The 16,070-nt window shown below is 69.2% G+C and carries 11 protein-coding genes and 1 tRNA gene; 3 read left to right on the top strand and 9 right to left on the bottom strand.

The window, feature by feature from the left end; genetic code table 11:
• Positions 1-29 precede the first annotated feature (29 nt).
• Entirely contained in the window at positions 30-710 is a 681-nt protein-coding gene (locus ACH0BZ_RS13145) for an aminodeoxychorismate/anthranilate synthase component II (RefSeq protein WP_406898963.1), read from the top strand.
• A 47-nt stretch (positions 711-757) separates the two neighbouring features.
• On the opposite strand, the gene pknB is transcribed toward ACH0BZ_RS13145, so the two are convergent.
• The 7 genes from pknB to ACH0BZ_RS13110 form a co-directional block, all read right to left on the bottom strand.
• Entirely contained in the window at positions 758-2,812 is a 2,055-nt protein-coding gene (gene pknB / locus ACH0BZ_RS13140; RefSeq protein WP_406898962.1) for a Stk1 family PASTA domain-containing Ser/Thr kinase, read from the bottom strand.
• Positions 2,809-4,302: a protein kinase domain-containing protein gene (locus tag ACH0BZ_RS13135; protein WP_406898961.1), complete on the bottom strand. Its 1,494-nt coding sequence runs from the start codon at positions 4,300-4,302 to the stop codon at positions 2,809-2,811. The genes pknB and ACH0BZ_RS13135 overlap by 4 nt, the downstream gene beginning before the upstream one ends.
• On the bottom strand, positions 4,299-5,777 hold the full coding sequence (locus ACH0BZ_RS13130; protein WP_406898960.1) for a penicillin-binding transpeptidase domain-containing protein: 1,479 nt from the start codon (positions 5,775-5,777) through the stop codon (positions 4,299-4,301). The genes ACH0BZ_RS13135 and ACH0BZ_RS13130 overlap by 4 nt, the downstream gene beginning before the upstream one ends.
• Entirely contained in the window at positions 5,774-7,168 is a 1,395-nt protein-coding gene (locus tag ACH0BZ_RS13125; RefSeq protein ID WP_406898959.1) for an FtsW/RodA/SpoVE family cell cycle protein, read from the bottom strand. The genes ACH0BZ_RS13130 and ACH0BZ_RS13125 overlap by 4 nt, the downstream gene beginning before the upstream one ends.
• A gap of 3 nt (positions 7,169-7,171) precedes the next feature.
• Positions 7,172-8,692, bottom strand: a complete 1,521-nt coding sequence (locus tag ACH0BZ_RS13120) for a protein phosphatase 2C domain-containing protein (protein WP_406898958.1) — start codon at positions 8,690-8,692, stop codon at positions 7,172-7,174.
• Positions 8,689-9,147: an FHA domain-containing protein gene (locus ACH0BZ_RS13115; protein ID WP_406898956.1), complete on the bottom strand. Its 459-nt coding sequence runs from the start codon at positions 9,145-9,147 to the stop codon at positions 8,689-8,691. The genes ACH0BZ_RS13120 and ACH0BZ_RS13115 overlap by 4 nt, the downstream gene beginning before the upstream one ends.
• 117 nt (positions 9,148-9,264) lie before the next feature.
• Positions 9,265-10,134 carry a DUF3662 and FHA domain-containing protein gene (locus tag ACH0BZ_RS13110; protein ID WP_406898955.1) on the bottom strand — a complete coding sequence of 290 codons (870 nt, stop codon included), beginning with the start codon at positions 10,132-10,134 and terminating at the stop codon, positions 9,265-9,267.
• Between the two features lie 226 nt (positions 10,135-10,360).
• Between ACH0BZ_RS13110 and ACH0BZ_RS13105 the strand changes: the two genes are divergently transcribed.
• Positions 10,361-10,446 (top strand) — tRNA-Leu (locus ACH0BZ_RS13105).
• Positions 10,447-10,592: 146 nt separating this feature from the next.
• Complete coding sequence (locus tag ACH0BZ_RS13100) at positions 10,593-11,162, top strand: transposase (RefSeq protein ID WP_406898954.1); 570 nt, start codon at positions 10,593-10,595, stop codon at positions 11,160-11,162.
• A 36-nt stretch (positions 11,163-11,198) separates the two neighbouring features.
• Here ACH0BZ_RS13100 and ACH0BZ_RS13095 read toward each other — a convergent pair whose 3' ends face one another.
• Positions 11,199-12,404 carry a hypothetical protein gene (locus ACH0BZ_RS13095; protein WP_406898953.1) on the bottom strand — a complete coding sequence of 402 codons (1,206 nt, stop codon included), beginning with the start codon at positions 12,402-12,404 and terminating at the stop codon, positions 11,199-11,201.
• A 63-nt stretch (positions 12,405-12,467) separates the two neighbouring features.
• Positions 12,468-15,830, bottom strand: coding sequence for a type ISP restriction/modification enzyme (locus ACH0BZ_RS13090; RefSeq protein WP_406898952.1), 3,363 nt, complete (start codon positions 15,828-15,830; stop codon positions 12,468-12,470).
• Between the last annotated feature and the right edge of the window lie 240 nt (positions 15,831-16,070).

Here is a 16,070-nt window from a genome sequence, read left to right as displayed (position 1 = left end):
CGCCCGACGCGCCGCAGTACGCTGCTCCCATGCGCATCCTCGTCGTCGACAACTACGACAGCTTCGTCTACAACCTGGTCCAGTACCTGGGCCAGCTCGGGGCGTCGTGCGACGTGTGGCGCAACGACGATGCGCGGCTCGCCGGCCCCGACGGCACGTTCGACGAGGCGACCCTCGGGGAGGTTGTGGCCGGGTACGACGGCGTCCTTCTCAGTCCCGGACCGGGGGTCCCCGACCGCGCGGGTGCCACGATTCCGCTCATCGGGGTGTGCGGCCGCGCCGGGGTGCCGGTGCTCGGGGTGTGCCTGGGACACCAGGCCATCGGGGCGACGTTCGGCGCGACCGTCGACCGCGCCGAGGAGCTCATGCACGGCAAGACCAGCCGCGTGACGCACGACGACACGGGCGTGCTGCACGGCATTCCCAGCCCGTTCACCGCCACCCGCTACCACTCGCTCACCGTGGTGCCGGAGTCGATCCCGGACGAGCTCGTCCCCACGGCGTGGACGGAGTCCGGCACCGTCATGGCCATGCGCCACCGCGAGCTGCCGATCCACGGGGTGCAGTTCCACCCGGAGTCGGTGATGAGCGACGGCGGGCACCGCATGCTCGCGACGTGGCTCGGTCTCTGCGGCGAGCGGCCGTCGGAGACGCTCGTGGCGCAGCTCGAGGCCGATCTCGACCGGACGCGCGGCGCGGCGCTGGCCTGAGGCTGCGGCAGGAGCGGCAGCGCCTGGCCTCACGCGCCAGCCCGCCCTCAGCCGGGCCCGGGGACCAGCCCGAAGCGGATCACCCGCACCACCACCTGGTCGTTGACGCCGGCCTCGCCGACGGGCGGTTGCTGGGAGTAGATCTTGCCCACCCGGCCCAGGTCGGGGTCGTTCTGGGGCAGTTCGACGAGCTGCGCGCGGTTGCCCTTCCAGCCGGCTGCGCGGAGCGCGTCGAGCGCCTCATCGACGGTCTTGTCCACGAGGTTGGGCATGTCGAAGCGGTTTCCTGCGGAGACCTGCAGCGTGATGGTGGCGCCCTTGAGCTGGGTCTGCCCTGCGGCGGTGGACTGCTGGACCACGCGGCCCTCGGGCTCGGTGCCGTCGACCCGCACGGTGTCCACGCCGAACCCGGCGGCCTCGAGGGTGGCGCGGGCGGAGTCGGCGTCCTGGCCCACCACGCCGGGGACCTGGACCTGCTCGGGGCCGGAGCCCACGAGCAGGCGGACCGGCTGGTCGGAGGGGATGTCCGTGCCCGGACCGGGCTCGGTGGCCACCACCTTGTCTCGGTCCTCGGGGGTCGAGGGGCGCGGCGTGTTCTCGGGCTCCACCCGGAAGCCGGCCTCCTCGAGGGTGCGGCGGGCGTCGGCCGGGGCCATGCCCATGACGTTGGGGATGGTGAGGACGGGAACACCGGTGGAGACGGCGAGGTGGATCTCGGAACCGCGCGGGAGTCGCTTTCCCGCGATGGGATCCGACGAGATGACGACGCCGGCCGGGATCTGCGGGTCGGGCCGCGGATGCTCGACCGGCTCCAGCCCGAGCTCCGTGAGCTGGGCGACGACCTCCTCGACGGGGCGTTGCGCGACCTCCGGGATGGTGACCTCCTGCACCTGCACGGTCTCGTCGCCGTCCCGCGACGCGATCCAGACCGCGGCGCCGGCGATGGAGGCCAGGACGAGCAGCACCGCGGCGGCGATCACGGCGGCCCGGGGCCGGGTGCGCTCCTCATGGCGGGCCGGCGGGGAGGCCGAATGGGTGTCGGACGAGGCCGGGCGGGACCGCTCGCCGGTGCCGTCCCCCTCGCGGGCGCCTGCGGCGGCGCCGGCGAGGCCCGGCAGCGCGTGGGCCTCGGTGGGGGCGTCGGCGGTGCCCCAGCCGGGCGCGGGCGAGCCGTAGCCGGCGCCGGTGAAGCCGTGGTCCTCCTCGGGCCGGTGCTCGTCGTCGAGCTCTTCGTCGGAGAGCACGAGCGGTGCGGCGGGCCGGCCGCCGGAGAGGACGGTCAGCAGGTCGGTCCGCATGTCGCCGGCGGTGGCGTAGCGGTTCTCCGGGTTCTTGGCCATGGCCTGCATGACCACCGCGTCGACGTAGCGGTCGACCTCCGGATTGACCGACGACGGCGGGGCCGGGTCCTCACGGACGTGCTGGTAGGCCACGGCGACGGGGGACTCGCCGGTGAACGGCGGCGTGCCCGCCACCATCTCGTAGAGGACGCAGCCCGCCGAGTACAGGTCGGAGCGGGCGTCCACGGACTCGCCGCGGGCCTGCTCGGGGCTGAGGTACTGGGCGGTGCCCAGCACGGAGGCGGTCTGGGTGAGGGTGGACGTGGAGTCGCTCATGGCGCGGGCGATGCCGAAGTCCATCACCTTGACCGCGCCGTCCTGCGAGATCATGATGTTGGCTGGCTTGACGTCCCGGTGGATGATGCCCTTCTTGTGCGAGAAGCCGATCGCGCCGCACACGTCGGCCATCACCCCGAGGGCGCGGGTCACGTCCATCGGGCCGTCCATCCGCACGAGGTCCCGGATCGTGTCGCCCTCGACGAGTTCCATGACGATGTAGGGCAGGTCGCCGTCGTCGGTGTGTTCCTCGCCCGTGTCGTAGATCGCCACGATCGAGGGGTGGTTGAGCGAGGCCGAGTTCTGCGCCTCCCGCCGGAAGCGCGCGTAGAACGTCTCGTCACGGGCCAGCTCGGGCCGCATGATCTTGACGGCGACGTCGCGGCCGAGAACGGTGTCCCGCGCCCGGCGGACCTCGGACATGCCGCCGTAGCCGAGCGTCTCGCCGATCTGGTACCGGCCCGCGAGGATGCTGGGGGTGGTCACTCGCCACCACCTCCTCCGACGCCCTGGTTTCCGTCGGCGCCGCCACCGGCACCGTTGCCGTTATTGCGCGGGGCGCCGCCGGCGTTACCCCCGGGCGGGACGAGGTCGCTGAGCTCGGCGGTGAGCGAGTCGAGCATGTCCTGCAGGTCCTGGCCGGCCGGGGGTTCGGGCGCGGTCGGCGGGGCGGGCTCCGGTGTCGGCTCCGGCTCCGGCTCCGGCTCGGGGGCGGGCGACGGGGGCGCGGGGACGGTGGTCGTGGTGCGCGGTGTGCTGGTGGTGGGGGAGGTCGTGGAGCCGCCGAACAGGCCGTTGGGGCCGAAGACGCCGGAGTTGGACAGGACGATGGCGCCGGCCAGGGCGATCGCCAGGACCAGGGCGGTGATCACGAGGAACCACATCGCACAGCCGCCGCGCCTGCGCTGGGCGGGCCGGCGCGGTGAGGTCGGCGGCGGCGCCGGGCGCCGGGAGGGCGGGCCGCCCGCGGGACGGCCCGGGCGGGACTGCTGCGGCGCGGTGCGGGGGCCGGTCGGGCGGGAGTCCAGCCGCGTGTAGGCGCGGGTCGGGGTGGGTCCGCCGGCGGGCGGGTCCTCGGGCAGCACGGTGGTCGCCGCGGTCCCCGTGGCGGTCGCGAACGCGACCGGGGGCCGGGGCGAGCGGCCGGCGCGCACGTCGGCCACGGCCTCGGCGAAGGCCCGGCCGTCGGGGTAGCGCCGGTTGGGGTCCTTGGCCATGGCGTAACCGACGAGGCGACGCACCGGGCCGGGCAGCGACCCGGGAAGCGGCGGCGGGGTGTCGCGCACGTGCATCATCGCCACCGTCACCGGCGAGTCGGCGACGAAGGGCCGTCGCCCGGCCAGGCACTCGTAGCCCACGACGCCCAGGGAGTAGACGTCGCCGGCCGGGGTGGTGGCGTGCCCCATGGCCTGCTCGGGGGCGATGTACTGCGCGGTTCCCACGACCATCCCGGTCTGGGTGACGGTGGCCGAACCCATGGACTTGGCGATCCCGAAGTCGGTGAGCTTGACCTGCCCGGCGGGCGTGATGAGGATATTGCCCGGCTTGACGTCCCGGTGCACGAGCCCGATGGCGTGCGCCGCGTTGAGCGCCCGCCCGGTCTGCTCGAGCATGTCGAGGGTGTGGCGCAGCGGGACCGTCCCCTCCCGGGTGAGCACGTCGGACAGCGGCTCGCCCACGACGAGTTCCATGACGAGGTAGGACAGCGGGGTGCTGGAGACCGGGTCGTCGACCTGCCCGTAGTCGTAGACGGCGGCGATCCCCGGGTGGGAGATCTGGGCCGTGACCTTGGCCTCGGCGCGGAAGCGCTCCACGAACTCGGCGTCGGAGGAGAACTCGGGCTTGAGGATCTTGACGGCGACGTGCCGGTCGAGCACCGCGTCGTCCGCCTCCCACACCGCGCCCATGCCGCCCGTGGCGATGTGCCGCAGGAGGCGGTAGCGGTCGGAGAGCACCGCGCCGGAGGTGAGACTCATCGCCCGCCCTCCAGGAGGGCGCCCAGGACCTCGCGGCCGATGGGGCCCGCGTAGGTGGCGCCGACGGTGTCGCGCGTGATGCCGGGGCCGGACTCGATCGCCACTGCCACGGCGACGTCCTGGCCGGGCACAAACGCGATGTACCAGGTGTAGGGAGCGGCGTCCTCGGCACCGTGCTCGGCGGTGCCGGTCTTGGAGGCGATGGTGACGCCGGGGATCGCCCCGCCACCCGAGGCGGCGGCGTGGTTCTCCGCCGCCACCATGAGGTCGGTGAGCTGCCCGGCCACGTCGTCGGAGAAGGCGCGGCCGGCGTCGTCCGGCGTGTACCCCTTGACGACGGAGAGGTCGGGCGCCGTCAGGGTCTTGACCAGCTGCGGCTCCATGCGTACCCCGCCGTTGGAGACGGTGGCGGCGACCATGGCGTTGGCCAGGGTCGTCATCCGCACGTCGCTCTGGCCGATCGCGCTCATGGCGAGCTGGGCGTCGTCCTCCATGCGGCCGAGCCCGGACGGGGCGGACGGCACGCCCAGGCTGGTGGGGCGGGTGCCGTCGATGCCGAACCGCTCGGCCATGTCGGTAAAGGCCTCGGCGCCGATCTCCTGGCTCATCTCCACGAACGGCACGTTGCAGGAGAGCTCGAACGCGGTGCGGAGGGTGACGGTACCGCCGCCGCAGGTCTGGCCGGCGTAGTTCTGCAGGTACGTGGCGGTGCCGGGGAGCAGGGTGCGGTCGGCCCCGGAGACCGGGGTGTCGGGGCTCATGCCGGCCTCGAGCGCGGCGGCGGTGGTAACGACCTTCATGGTGGAGCCGGGCGGGAGGGATTGCTGCGTGGCGTGGTTGAGCAGGGGGCGGTCGGCGCTCGCCTCGACGCGCTGCATCTCCGCGGCGCGCGCGTCCGGGTCCTGGCTCGACAGCGCGTTGGGGTCGAAGGCCGGGCTGGAAGCCAGCGTGAGCACCTCGCCGGTCGAGGGCCGCACGGCCGCCACCGAGCCCACGACCGGACCCTGGCCGGTGCCGCGCTGGAGGGCGTCGTAGGCCACCTTCTGGGCCACCGGGTCAAGGGTGAGCTCCACCGAGCCGCCCTGCGGGGTCCGGCCCGAGATGAGCCCGGAGATGCGCTGGGAGAGCAGGCGGTCGTCGGAGCCGTTGAGGAAGGCGTCCTGGGACTGCTCGACGCCTGCGGTGGCGAACTCCAGTGAGTAGTAACCGACTGTCGGCCCGAAGGCGACCGGGTCGGTGGGGTACGAGCGCACGAACTTGTAGCGGCCGTCGCTGGGCTGCGACATGGCCAGGACCCGCCCGCCGGCGGTGATCTGGCCGCGCTGGCGCGAGTACTCGTCGAGCAGCATGCGGGTGTTGCGCGCGTCGGCGCGCAGCTCGTCGGCCCGGAAGACCTGCACCCAGGTGAGCTGCGCGAGCAGCGCCACCACCATGACGATGGCGGCGAGCGCGACCCGGCGGATGGCGGTGTTCACGAGGCGCTCACCGGCCCTTGCCGCGGGGTGGGCATCGGGCGTCGCGCGTCGTGGGACAGGCGCAGCAGGATGGCGAACAGCGCGTAGTTGGCCAGCAGGCTCGAGCCGCCGTAGGCCATGAACGGCAGCGTGAGGCCGGTGAGCGGGATGAGCCCGGAGACGCCGCCCACCACCACGAACATCTGGATGGCGACGGTGAACGCCAGGCCCACGGCGACGAGCTTGCCGAAGCTGTCGCGGATGGTCAGACCCACGCGGATCCCCCGCAGCACGAGGATCGCGTAGAGCATGAGCACGGCGGCCAGGCCGATGAGCCCCAGCTCCTCGCCGATGGTGGAGGTGATGAAGTCGGTGTTGGCGAAGGGCACCTGGTCGGGACGGCCGTTGCCGAGACCCGTGCCGCCCATGCCGCCGGAGGCGAGCCCGAACAGGGCCTGGGACGGCTGGTAGCCGCCGGTGTCGAAGTAGGCCAGGGGGTCACGCCAGACCTGGAACCGCACCCGGACGTGGCCGAAGAGCGAGTAGGCGAGCAGGCCGCCGAGCGCCACGAGCACCACGCCGATGAGCAGCCAGCTCACGCGCTCGGTGGCCACGTACAGCATGGTGAGGACGGTCGCGAACAGCAGGAGCGCCATGCCCAGGTCGGTGTTGAACACCAGGACGCCCAGCGAGAGGAACCAGGCCACGATGATCGGGCCCAGGTCGCGGGCGCGCGGCAGGTCCACGCCGAGGATGCGGCGGCCGGCGGTGGTGAACAGCTCGCGCTTCTCCACGAGGATCGAGGCGAAGAACACGATGAGCAGGATCTTGGCGAACTCGCCGGGCTGGATGGTGAAGCCGGGGAGGATGATCCAGTTCTTGGCGCCGTTGATCTCGGAGAAGCGGGCCGGCAGGATCGCAGGGATCACCAGGAGGACGAGGCCGGCGAAGCCCATGGTGTAGCCGTAGCGGGCCAGCACCCGGTGGTTGCGCAGGAAGTACAGGACGGCGGCCATGACGGCCAGGCCGAGCAGGGTCCACAGCAGCTGCTTTGTCACGTCCATGCCGGGATCGGGCCGGCCCGCCGCGGCAGCCCGGGAGGCGTACCCCAGGTCGAGCCGGTAGATGAGTACCAGTCCCAGCCCGTTGAGTAGGGCGACGCCCGGTAACAGGACCGGGTCGGCGAACGGCGCCAGCCAGCGGACCAGCGCGTGCGCCACCCCGCAGAGGCCCAGGAAGGCGAGGGTGATCCACAGCAGCGCCAGGCTCAACTCCTGCTCCTGGGCGAGCTGCACCAGCAGGAGGGCGAAGCCCACGATGACGGACGCGGCCACCAGGAGCACGAGCTCCTTGCCGCGGCGGGGCCGGATGGGCGCCGCCTGCCGTCCGGTGTCGGATGCGGGGGCGGTCATGGCTCAGCTCACCGCCCGGCAGTTCTCCCCCGGCACGGGCATGGGCGCGGGGCGCCCCGGCGACGGTGACGCCTCCGGGTCGTCGGGGTCGGGGGCTCGCTCACCGGGGCGGGGCTCGGGGGACGGGGAGGTGGACGACGGCGAGGGTTCCGCCGTTGTCGTGGGATCGCCGTCCCGGGGTGCCGACCCGCGGGGCGCCGGGGCGGGCCGGTCGGCGGCCTCGAGCTCGCCGCACGAGGGCAGCAGGTTGTCGTGGGCCAGGCGCGAGACCTGGGCGTTGGCGTCGGCCAGACTGCCGGACGGCATGCCGGCGCGGACCGACTCGCGGGCGGGCTCGCGCAGGTCGCCGAGTGTGAAGACGTCACAGCCGGCCGGGATCGCGTCGGGGTCGTGCAGCGTGAGCTCGCCCTCGCGGGACAGGCACGCGACCTGGCTCACCGACGCCAGGGAGATCCCGAACACCTCGCCGGAGATACCCCGCTTGACCACCACCTGGCTGTCGGCCTCGGCGACGAAGTAGTTCGAGCGGACGAGCAGGGCGGACACGCCGACGATCCCGGCGATGAGCGCGAGCACCCCGAGGACGCTCACGGCGAACCGCCAGCGGCTGCCGCGGGGCGGGGCGGCGTCGACCTCGTCGTCGTCTCCGGGGTCCGGGGGTTCCGCGTCGGCGGGCTCGGCCTGGGCGGCCGCCCGGGAGCGGGAGAACGCGGCGGCGCGGCCCGCGGCGGTGTCGGGGTCCGCGACCTCGCCCGGCTCGTCCGTCGAGGACGCGCCCACCACGACGGGCTCGACGGGAGCGCGGCGCGGGTCGTCGAGAACGTCGGCCACCACCACCGTGATGTTGTCCGGCCCCCCCGAGCGCAGCGCGAGCTGCACGAGCCGCTCGGCCGCCGAGTCGGCCGAGCCGGTCCGGAGGGTCTCGGCGATGGTGTCCGTGCTCACCGGGTCGGACAGGCCGTCCGAGCAGAGCAGGTAGCGGTCGCCGGGGCGGGCCTCGCGGATGACGGCGGTGGGTTCCACCGGCTCGCCGGTGAGCGCCTTGAGGATGAGCGAGCGGCGCGGGTGCGAGTGGGCTTCGTCGGGGGAGAGCTCGCCGCGGTCCACAAGGGACTGGACAAAGGTGTCGTCCTTGGTGATCTGGGTGAGCTCGCCGTCGCGCAGCAGGTAGGCGCGCGAGTCGCCCACGTGGAGCAGGCCCATGCGGCGGCCGTCGAAGAGCAGGGCGGTGAGCGTGCAGCCCATGCCGTCGGTCTCGGGGTGCGCGTCGACGTGGGCGGCGATCGCGCGGTTACCCCGCTCCATCGCCGCGACGAGCGCCCCGGTGAGGTCCTGGCCGGGCTCGTCCTCGTCGAGCCGGGCCAGCGAGGCCACGAGGTACTGGCTGGCGATCTCGCCGGCGGCGTGCCCGCCCATGCCGTCGGCCAGCGCCAGCAGCCGGGGTCCGGCGTAGGCCGAGTCCTCGTTGTTCTGCCGCACCATGCCCAGGTGGGACCGGGCGGCGTAGTCGAGCGCGGGCGTCACGCGCGGAGCTCGATCACGGTCTTGCCGATGCGGATCGGCGTCCCGGCCGCCACCTTGACCGGTGTGGTGACCCGGGATCTGTCGAGATAGGTGCCGTTGGTGGAGCCCAGGTCCTCGAGGAACCAGTCGGGCCCGTGGGGCGAGAGCCGTGCGTGCTGGTTGGAGGCGTAGTCGTCCTCGATGACGAGGGTGCAGTTGTCCGCCCGGCCCAGCAGGACGGGCTGTTCGGTCAGCGTGATGCGGGTGCCGGCCAGCGCCCCCTGGGTGACGACGAGGTGGCGGATGGCCTTGGGGCCGCGGCCCAGGAAGCCTCCCCCCGACGGCGAGCGCCCGCCCGAGCGCATGCCGACGTTGCCGAACACGTCGGTCTTGAGCGCGCGGAGTGTGAGGTAGATGAACAGCCAGAGCATGACCAGCAGGAGTCCACGCGAGAGCTGCAATACGAGTCCCTGCATCGCGGCCCCTCCCTTCGCCTGCTCACCCCTGGTGTCCGGTCCGCCCTCGCGGGCGGGGTACGCCGGGTCAACGCCCGGGCACCCCCGGACGGTTCCGGGGGGTCACTCGCGTCGAGGCTAGTCGAAACGGACGGTGATCTCCGAGTGTCCGACGCGGATCACGTCGCCGTCGGCGAGCTGCCAGTCCTGGACCGGCCCGCCGTTGACGGTGGTGCCGTTGGTCGAGCCGAGGTCCGAGAGAACAGCCTCGCGGCCGTCGAAGTGGATCTGGGCGTGCTGCCGGGACACGCCCGTGTCGGGCAGCCGGAACGCTGCGTCCTGGCCGCGTCCCAGCAGGTTGTCGCCCCGCTGGAGCCGGAACGTGCGGCCCGACCCGTCCTCGAGGTGCAGCGTCACGGTCAGCGACGTGCGGCCCTGCGTGATCTGGGTGGGCGCGTCCGACGGGCCGCCCCAGCCGCTCGCGGAACGCGACGAACGGGAGTCGACGGGGTAGTTGGAGGCGGGTGCCTGCATGGGATTCCTCTCCTGGAGCATGCTCGGCGACGACGGCTCCGGGTGGCCCGGGGCGGGTGCCGGCGCGGCGGCCGAGATCTGGAAGGGGGTGCCGGGTTCGCCCGAGTCGGGGTCCACCACCCCGCTCACGCGCATCTGCCCGGTGTGGAGGTCCTCCCGCTCGGCGAAGCCGACCGTGACGGGACCGTAGGTCTGCCAGCCCTGCTCGGCGATGTGGTCCGAGAGGTGGCGGGAGAAGGCCTTGACGGCGAGGGCCTCGTCCTCCGTGAAGGACTCGTAGTCCGAGCGGGCCAGCGTGATGGTGTAGCTGTTCGAGACCAGCTGGCGGCCGTCGACCGTCCTGAGCGAGGCCTCGGCGCGCTTGCGCAGCTGCGCCTCCACCTCGGCCGCCACGACCTTGCCGCCGAAGAGTCGGGCGAACGCGTCGCCCACGGCACCCTGCAGGGTGCGTTCGAACCTTCCGACGATGCCCACGGGTGCCTCCTCTCGCGTCGGACCTCCGCAGCGCACGCCGCGGCAAGCCGCCCGCCGGCGGCATCCGGTCGATCATAGAGGCGAATCGCGGTCGAAGCACGCGCCCGCGTCCCGCAGTGGCGACGCTCACGCTCCGCCCGCGCCCCGGAGTGGCACCGTGATACCGCCCCTATCAGGGGATTAGTGTGCCCGGTTGGCCCCGTGTTACCGTGTTCGGGCGTTACTCGGGCGAGTGGCGGAATGGCAGACGCGCTGGCTTCAGGTGCCAGTGTCCTTCGGGACGTGGGGGTTCAAGTCCCCCTTCGCCCACCACGGGCGGTTAAGCCCAATCGTAGCCGCAGGTCACAAAGTCGTGACCTGCGGCTACGTTGTTTTTCGGGGATGAAGGGGCTCTATTGACAACTGGGTGGGAGGCTAGGGGGCCGCTCCCGCTTCGTTGGTGAAGCGCCCCGGGTTTGATGGAGACATCGATTACCCGGGAAGGGGTCATCAACGCTATGGGAGCACCTCGCAAGTATCCGGATGAGCTTCGTGAACGAGCGGCGCGGATGGCGCTGGAAGCACTGGCCGACCCCGGCTGGGCGCGCGGTGCGATCATGCGGACCGCCGAAGAGCTCGGCGTGCACCGCGAAGCACTTAGGACCTGGGTCCGCAAAGCCCAGGCCGCGGGCGAGGAGCGAGATGCTAGGCGTGAGCCGACGGCTTCAGCTCGCAAGAGTGGTGGCGACCGTGCTTTCCCTCTGGTTTCCCTACGAGCGAACGCTCGGCAGCCGAAAAGAGCCGGTCCCGTCGGACCACCGAACCGCGTAGCGCGGGCGCTGGGGTTCTGCCGATGGAACACATTGGTCGCGGCAGGGCTGTCAGCGTGGGGCCGTAGACGCACTCGAACGTGCCCCGGGCCCCGAGGCGATGCCAGGGGAGGGCGACCGCGGCAGCTTGTCGAAAAGCACATTATCGGCACACTGCGGGATCTGTGGGTCGCGGGAGCGTGCCAGTCGCTCACATCGTCACACGTTCGAGGCGGCTGATTAGCGGTGGAGTGTCGTCACACTGTCGATCGGTGATCAACTGATGGCGTCGCTTGATGCCTGGTCTTCGACGATGCGATTGGTCAGTTCGATCGTGGCGAGGAACAACCAAAACACCCAGTCAAGGTAGAAGTCGTCGTACTCGGACTTCTGATCACCGCCCTGGTGTCTGATGTTGAATCCATTTGCGATTCGAAACAGCTCGTTGCGATCCTTACTCGGGAGGGCGTCTTCGAGGACGTTGTGCCGCCGCTCCTCGAGGATGAGCGCTAACGCCGTAATTGCGGAGCGCTTTTGGTGACGATCGGCCTCTCTACTTCTGAACAGGGTGAGCGCGTGACGTACTTGCTCATCGGCGGTGCTGCCTTCACGTTCAGCGACGGCTTCAATGAGATCGGCGCGGCCTTCGTCGGTGGTAGCGACCAGCCTGCCAGTGTCTTCTCCTTCATCGGCTAGATGCAGCCCAATGAGACTGCGGGCGAGGAGCTTGTTTACCCGCCACCGATACACTTGCCTTCCTGTGGAAACGTCAAAGCTAGAGCGGTGCCACCCACAGTCGCAGAAGCTGTGATACCAACCCGGGCTGCGAGGACGAGCGACCTGATCGTGAAGGAACTCCATCACCGAAAACATCAGGTCTTCGTCTTCGGCGAGGCGATCTGCGTTGAGGGGCCAAAGATCGTCTTGATGGAGCCATCGCTCGAGTAGGAGTGAGGGCTGATGACCACGCTCGTCGTCCACGCAATCTACGCCGAAGCGCTTGTCGAAGTACCCGGCAGTATCGAACTCCGCGATGATGCGGACGTACTCACGAGCAACTACCTGGGTAGAAGTCAGACGGCTACTGGACGCGGATTGAGTCCCGAGTCGGCGCTCCTTCCAGTAGGGACGCGGGGCGGGGTCTTCGCTCAGCTTGTTGGCGTCAGTTACCAGTCCGCGCAGGAAACGTTGCTGTTCAGTTAATAAACTCGACCTCTGCGCGTGTGGTTCTGATTGGCCCCACCCGGTTCGTGAGCCTTTCTCAGTCACTTCTCGGGATAGGTCTCGAAGGTCGGCTGCAGGGCCGGCCTCTTGGCCGCCCTCGAATGCATCCGCCAATAGTAGCTCACACCGGTCATTCCAATCGGGCTGCGCTCGGTCGTTGAGTAGTGCTGTTGCTTCGCTGATGAACAGCTGACGCGGCCACACAAGCTGGTAATCAGGTTCTCTCAGATACGAATCCATGACGATATTGTCCGCCATTTCCAAAAGCGTCGGTTAGATACTGGGTGGCGTACTACTTCCGAACTCGTAAGCCCGACTCGTTCATGTGAAAGAGAAGCCCAGCTGGCCCTCGTCGACTTCCTCCACACCGGGCCTCGCACTTGAGTAGTTCGGCTTGCGCTGCGGGTCCTTGTCTCCGCTCGGCAAAGCCGCCCCCGCTGCTGTGAGCATGTCGCGAGATGCCAGCGACGAAGACATGATTTCGTCCAGTAGTTCAGACTGGGCTTCCTCGAGCCCGACCAGCCGGGTCAACACGGACAGCAGATCCAGCAGCTCACTGGTCCACTCCGACGGCCATGACGACACATGTACATCGTCGAGGGGGCTCGACTTCTTTCCCCCTGGTTCGGCCTTGCGGTAACTGAACCACGACCGGAGCGCGTTCTTGCCGCCTACGGTGTATTCCCACACTGCGGGGGCTACCGGGCCGAATGCACCACCCCCGAGCCGCACCTCGCCAGCCGTCTCGTCGAACGTCATCTCAGACGGCATCTCGGTTATTGCCGCTTTGTTCATCACCCGCCGAGAATCCCCGACCGGGAGCCTCACATCGCCGGCTGGGCGTCCAGCCTCCGAGGCAATGAATGCGGCGCCGTAAGTCTGCAGCCAGACAACGTCCATCCCGAGGGTGACGGCCCGCTCGAAGAGCTCCGGGTTGGTCGTGAACGGTACTCGGATACCCGGGGTGGTCAACTCGTCTGCGAATCGCGCGGTGAATCCGGGATGGGAAACCGTCCCAGCCACGTAGGCGATCAGATCATGATGAGTGACTGATCGCCCTGCCAGTGTGGCCACCGCTCCGAGCAGGCCAGCGGCCACGTTGGGTCGTCCGCCGGGGTGGAGGAGTGGCAACGTCCGCCCACCACGGTTGTTGAAGTGGTCGACGTCAGGAATGAGCGATGAAAAAACAAGTCCCGGTCCATCGTTGATTACGTGCGTATGCTGCTCGATCGTGAAAATCTGTCCTGGGTGGCGAGCCTCCCAGAGGGGCAACCGTGGTCGGTCGATGAGTCGCTTGTCCGCCACGACCCACTGACGGTCAAATGCACGGTATCCAACCCGGACGCAACGCAATGAGCTGAGGTAAACAGACGTCTCCTGGTCGAAAGCTGCGACGGTATTAGTTTCCGTGTCCCTCCCCGGCAATGGCTGTTGGGGTTTACGAAGGTCTCGCGAAGAAGTCTCTTTGAAAAACGCGCCCTTCAATTCGGCATCACGCTCTGTGATGAGGTGCTGAAGACGGTCGGAGAGTACCTCTTTGCTGGGGGCGTATACCCAACCCCTATTAGGGGTCATTCCGGTGGTACTCCACGGCAGCAGGTCATTGAGCGCTGGGAAGTCGTCCCACTCTGTGTCTGCCGCGGGGGTAAACGGGGATTGCCATGCTGTGCGGGCTTGACGCCACTGCTCGCCATCGAGGTTCAGGTCGGCCAAGCCCGCGTACTTTTCCAGTCGGCGGCCGTGAACCGCGGTGTAGTGGATCGTGGCCGGTATGTCCGGGTCACAATCCGGGCGACGGGTGAAGATCGCGATCGCGAGTGGTTGCTGCACGCCGGGGAAGATCCGAGTAGGTACATCGGGACGCATCCCTTCAGGGGAGACGTCGATGATCCAGCCTTCGCTGGTGGTGCGGCGCAAGTATTCGCGCATGCCCTTGAAACCGGCGCCGCGTACATAGCCTGACGTGGTGATATAGCAAACGACTCCCACGTCACCGTTGGCCAGGTTCGCGTTAGCGTCGAAGACTTTCCAGGTAGCCCACCGCCAGAAGTAGATGTAAAGGTTCTTGAGGACGTACTCGGTGCGGCCGTTGCCCTCGGCGCGGAAGTCGTCCAGGGGGCGGTAGCTGCCGCCCTTCTTCGTCTTCTCGCTGTCGCTGCCGTTCTCGATCCAGCCGCCGCGCCCCTGTGCCCGTTCGTCATATGGCGGGTTGCCGATTACGACGGTGACTTTGGTCTTGGCCTTGATCTGGGCTGCCCGGGCCCGGGACCGGCTGATCAGCTCGAGTCCGGAGCCGAGTTGGGTTTGCTCGGCGTGGGGGTCGTCGAGGGTGTCGGTGACGTACATGTTCAGGCCTGCCGGTGGGAGGCTGGCTCCCAGGTCGGTGAGTAGATCGGTGGCTCGCAGTTCGGCGACAGCAAACGGGCCGGTTTGGAGCTCGAATCCCACTAGCCGCTCGGCGAGCTGGCTCACCGCACCGGCCACGGCCCCTTCGCCGTCGCGTTTGGTGACCCGGTCCGCGACGTGTTCGATGACTGTGTGGAGGAATGTGCCGGTCCCCATCGCGGGGTCGGCCACGACGACATCCGGATCTGCGAAGCCCGCGGTCCTGCCCAGGCGGGTCTCTAGAACCTCCTCCGTGAGGCGGACCATCTGCTCCACTACTTCGCGGGGTGTGTAGTAGGAACCGGACTTCTGGCGGAGCTGCGGGTCGTAGACGTCCAGGAATGTCTCGTACAGGTGCAGGTAGGTGTCACGACGGCCGGCACGGACCTTCGGCCACTCCACCGCATCGATCACCCTCACCAGTAGGTCGACGGTGACTTTGAAGTCGTCAGCGACGTAGTCGGTCAAGAGTTGAAGTGCCCGGGCCATGAGTGAGTGTTGACCGGAGAGTTTCGTGCCTACTGCGTGTAGTCCGCCGGCTTCGGCGAGGGAGATGCCTTCGGTGCGGGCGAGGAGTAGGGCGAATGTGACGGTTTGCGCGTAGCCGTCGGCGAATGTTTCGTCGCTCGCGGTAGGGAACAGCAGGTGTCGCCAGTCCCGTGCAAGGCCGTGAAAGGGCTGGTCTTCGCGACGAGCCCCTGCGGTGATGTTGCGTTTCTCGGCTGCGAGTTGGTCAAGGACCTCACCACGCAGAAGTCGAGTTAGTGGTGCAACGGCCCGTACGAGCGCGATTACGCTAGTGATGGGTGCCGGCTTCCACCGCAGGAAATCGGTGAGGAGCTGCTCGAACTCCGCGGGCGCGGTGAGCTTGGCCCCTGTCGAGCGGAGCGGCCCGCCAGTGAGGTGTATCGGATCTCCAACGGGAGCACTGTCTCGGTAGAGCCGCCACTCCGTGCCGTTGGTGTAGATGAGGTTTGGCAGGTCCTTCTGCCTGGTCCACTGTTTGAGGTTGTGTCCTCGCATTGAGTCTGGGTCCAGGTTGGCGCCTGGTTTCTTGACTTCGACGTATCCGGTGATCGCGCCGCCGACGCTGATCGCATAGTCGGGACGCACACCGCGGTCGTCGTCGCGGACCTCGTCATGGGGGACGACTTCTAGCCTTAGATGTGCGCCGACTGCAGCCAGAAGCTGTTCGATCGGAGCTCGGATCGCCGCTTCGGCCTCGCCGGGGCCGGCCAACTTGGCTTTGCAACGCTGCCCGAATTCCGAAACAGCGGTATCGAGCCAAGACGAAGACACGTGGGCAGCCTCTCAAGAGTCAAATGCTGAATGGCTCGATTGTGCGACACGGCCACCTGTGTCCTCGCAAGGACGCCGCGTTTCGCGCGACTAGCGCCGAGCTCGAAACGAATTGGTGAATGCGCCCGCGACGTGTCGTAGACGAACGAGGGCGGGCGGGGCGCTAGTGGTCCGCATTTGAAGTGTTCTTACGGTTGGCTTTCGCGAGGACTTCCTCTGCGGTTTTCGTCCAGACGAACG

The sequence above is a fragment of the Dietzia sp. 179-F 9C3 NHS genome (assembly GCF_045369825.1).
GTDB lineage: Bacteria > Actinomycetota > Actinomycetes > Mycobacteriales > Mycobacteriaceae > Dietzia.
The sequence above is the reverse complement of the archived record's forward strand: the minus strand, read 5'-3'. Positions and strand labels throughout refer to the sequence as shown.

Coding starts and splice junctions, on each gene's coding strand:
- ACH0BZ_RS13145 (WP_406898963.1), top strand. CDS start 30: ATGCGCATCCTCGTCGTCGACAACTACGACAGCTTCGTCTACAACCTG.
- ACH0BZ_RS13095 (WP_406898953.1), bottom strand. CDS start 12,404: ATGGCGGACAATATCGTCATGGATTCGTATCTGAGAGAACCTGATTAC.
- ACH0BZ_RS13135 (WP_406898961.1), bottom strand. CDS start 4,302: ATGAGTCTCACCTCCGGCGCGGTGCTCTCCGACCGCTACCGCCTCCTG.
- ACH0BZ_RS13125 (WP_406898959.1), bottom strand. CDS start 7,168: ATGACCGCCCCCGCATCCGACACCGGACGGCAGGCGGCGCCCATCCGG.
- ACH0BZ_RS13100 (WP_406898954.1), top strand. CDS start 10,593: ATGGAGACATCGATTACCCGGGAAGGGGTCATCAACGCTATGGGAGCA.
- ACH0BZ_RS13115 (WP_406898956.1), bottom strand. CDS start 9,147: ATGCAGGGACTCGTATTGCAGCTCTCGCGTGGACTCCTGCTGGTCATG.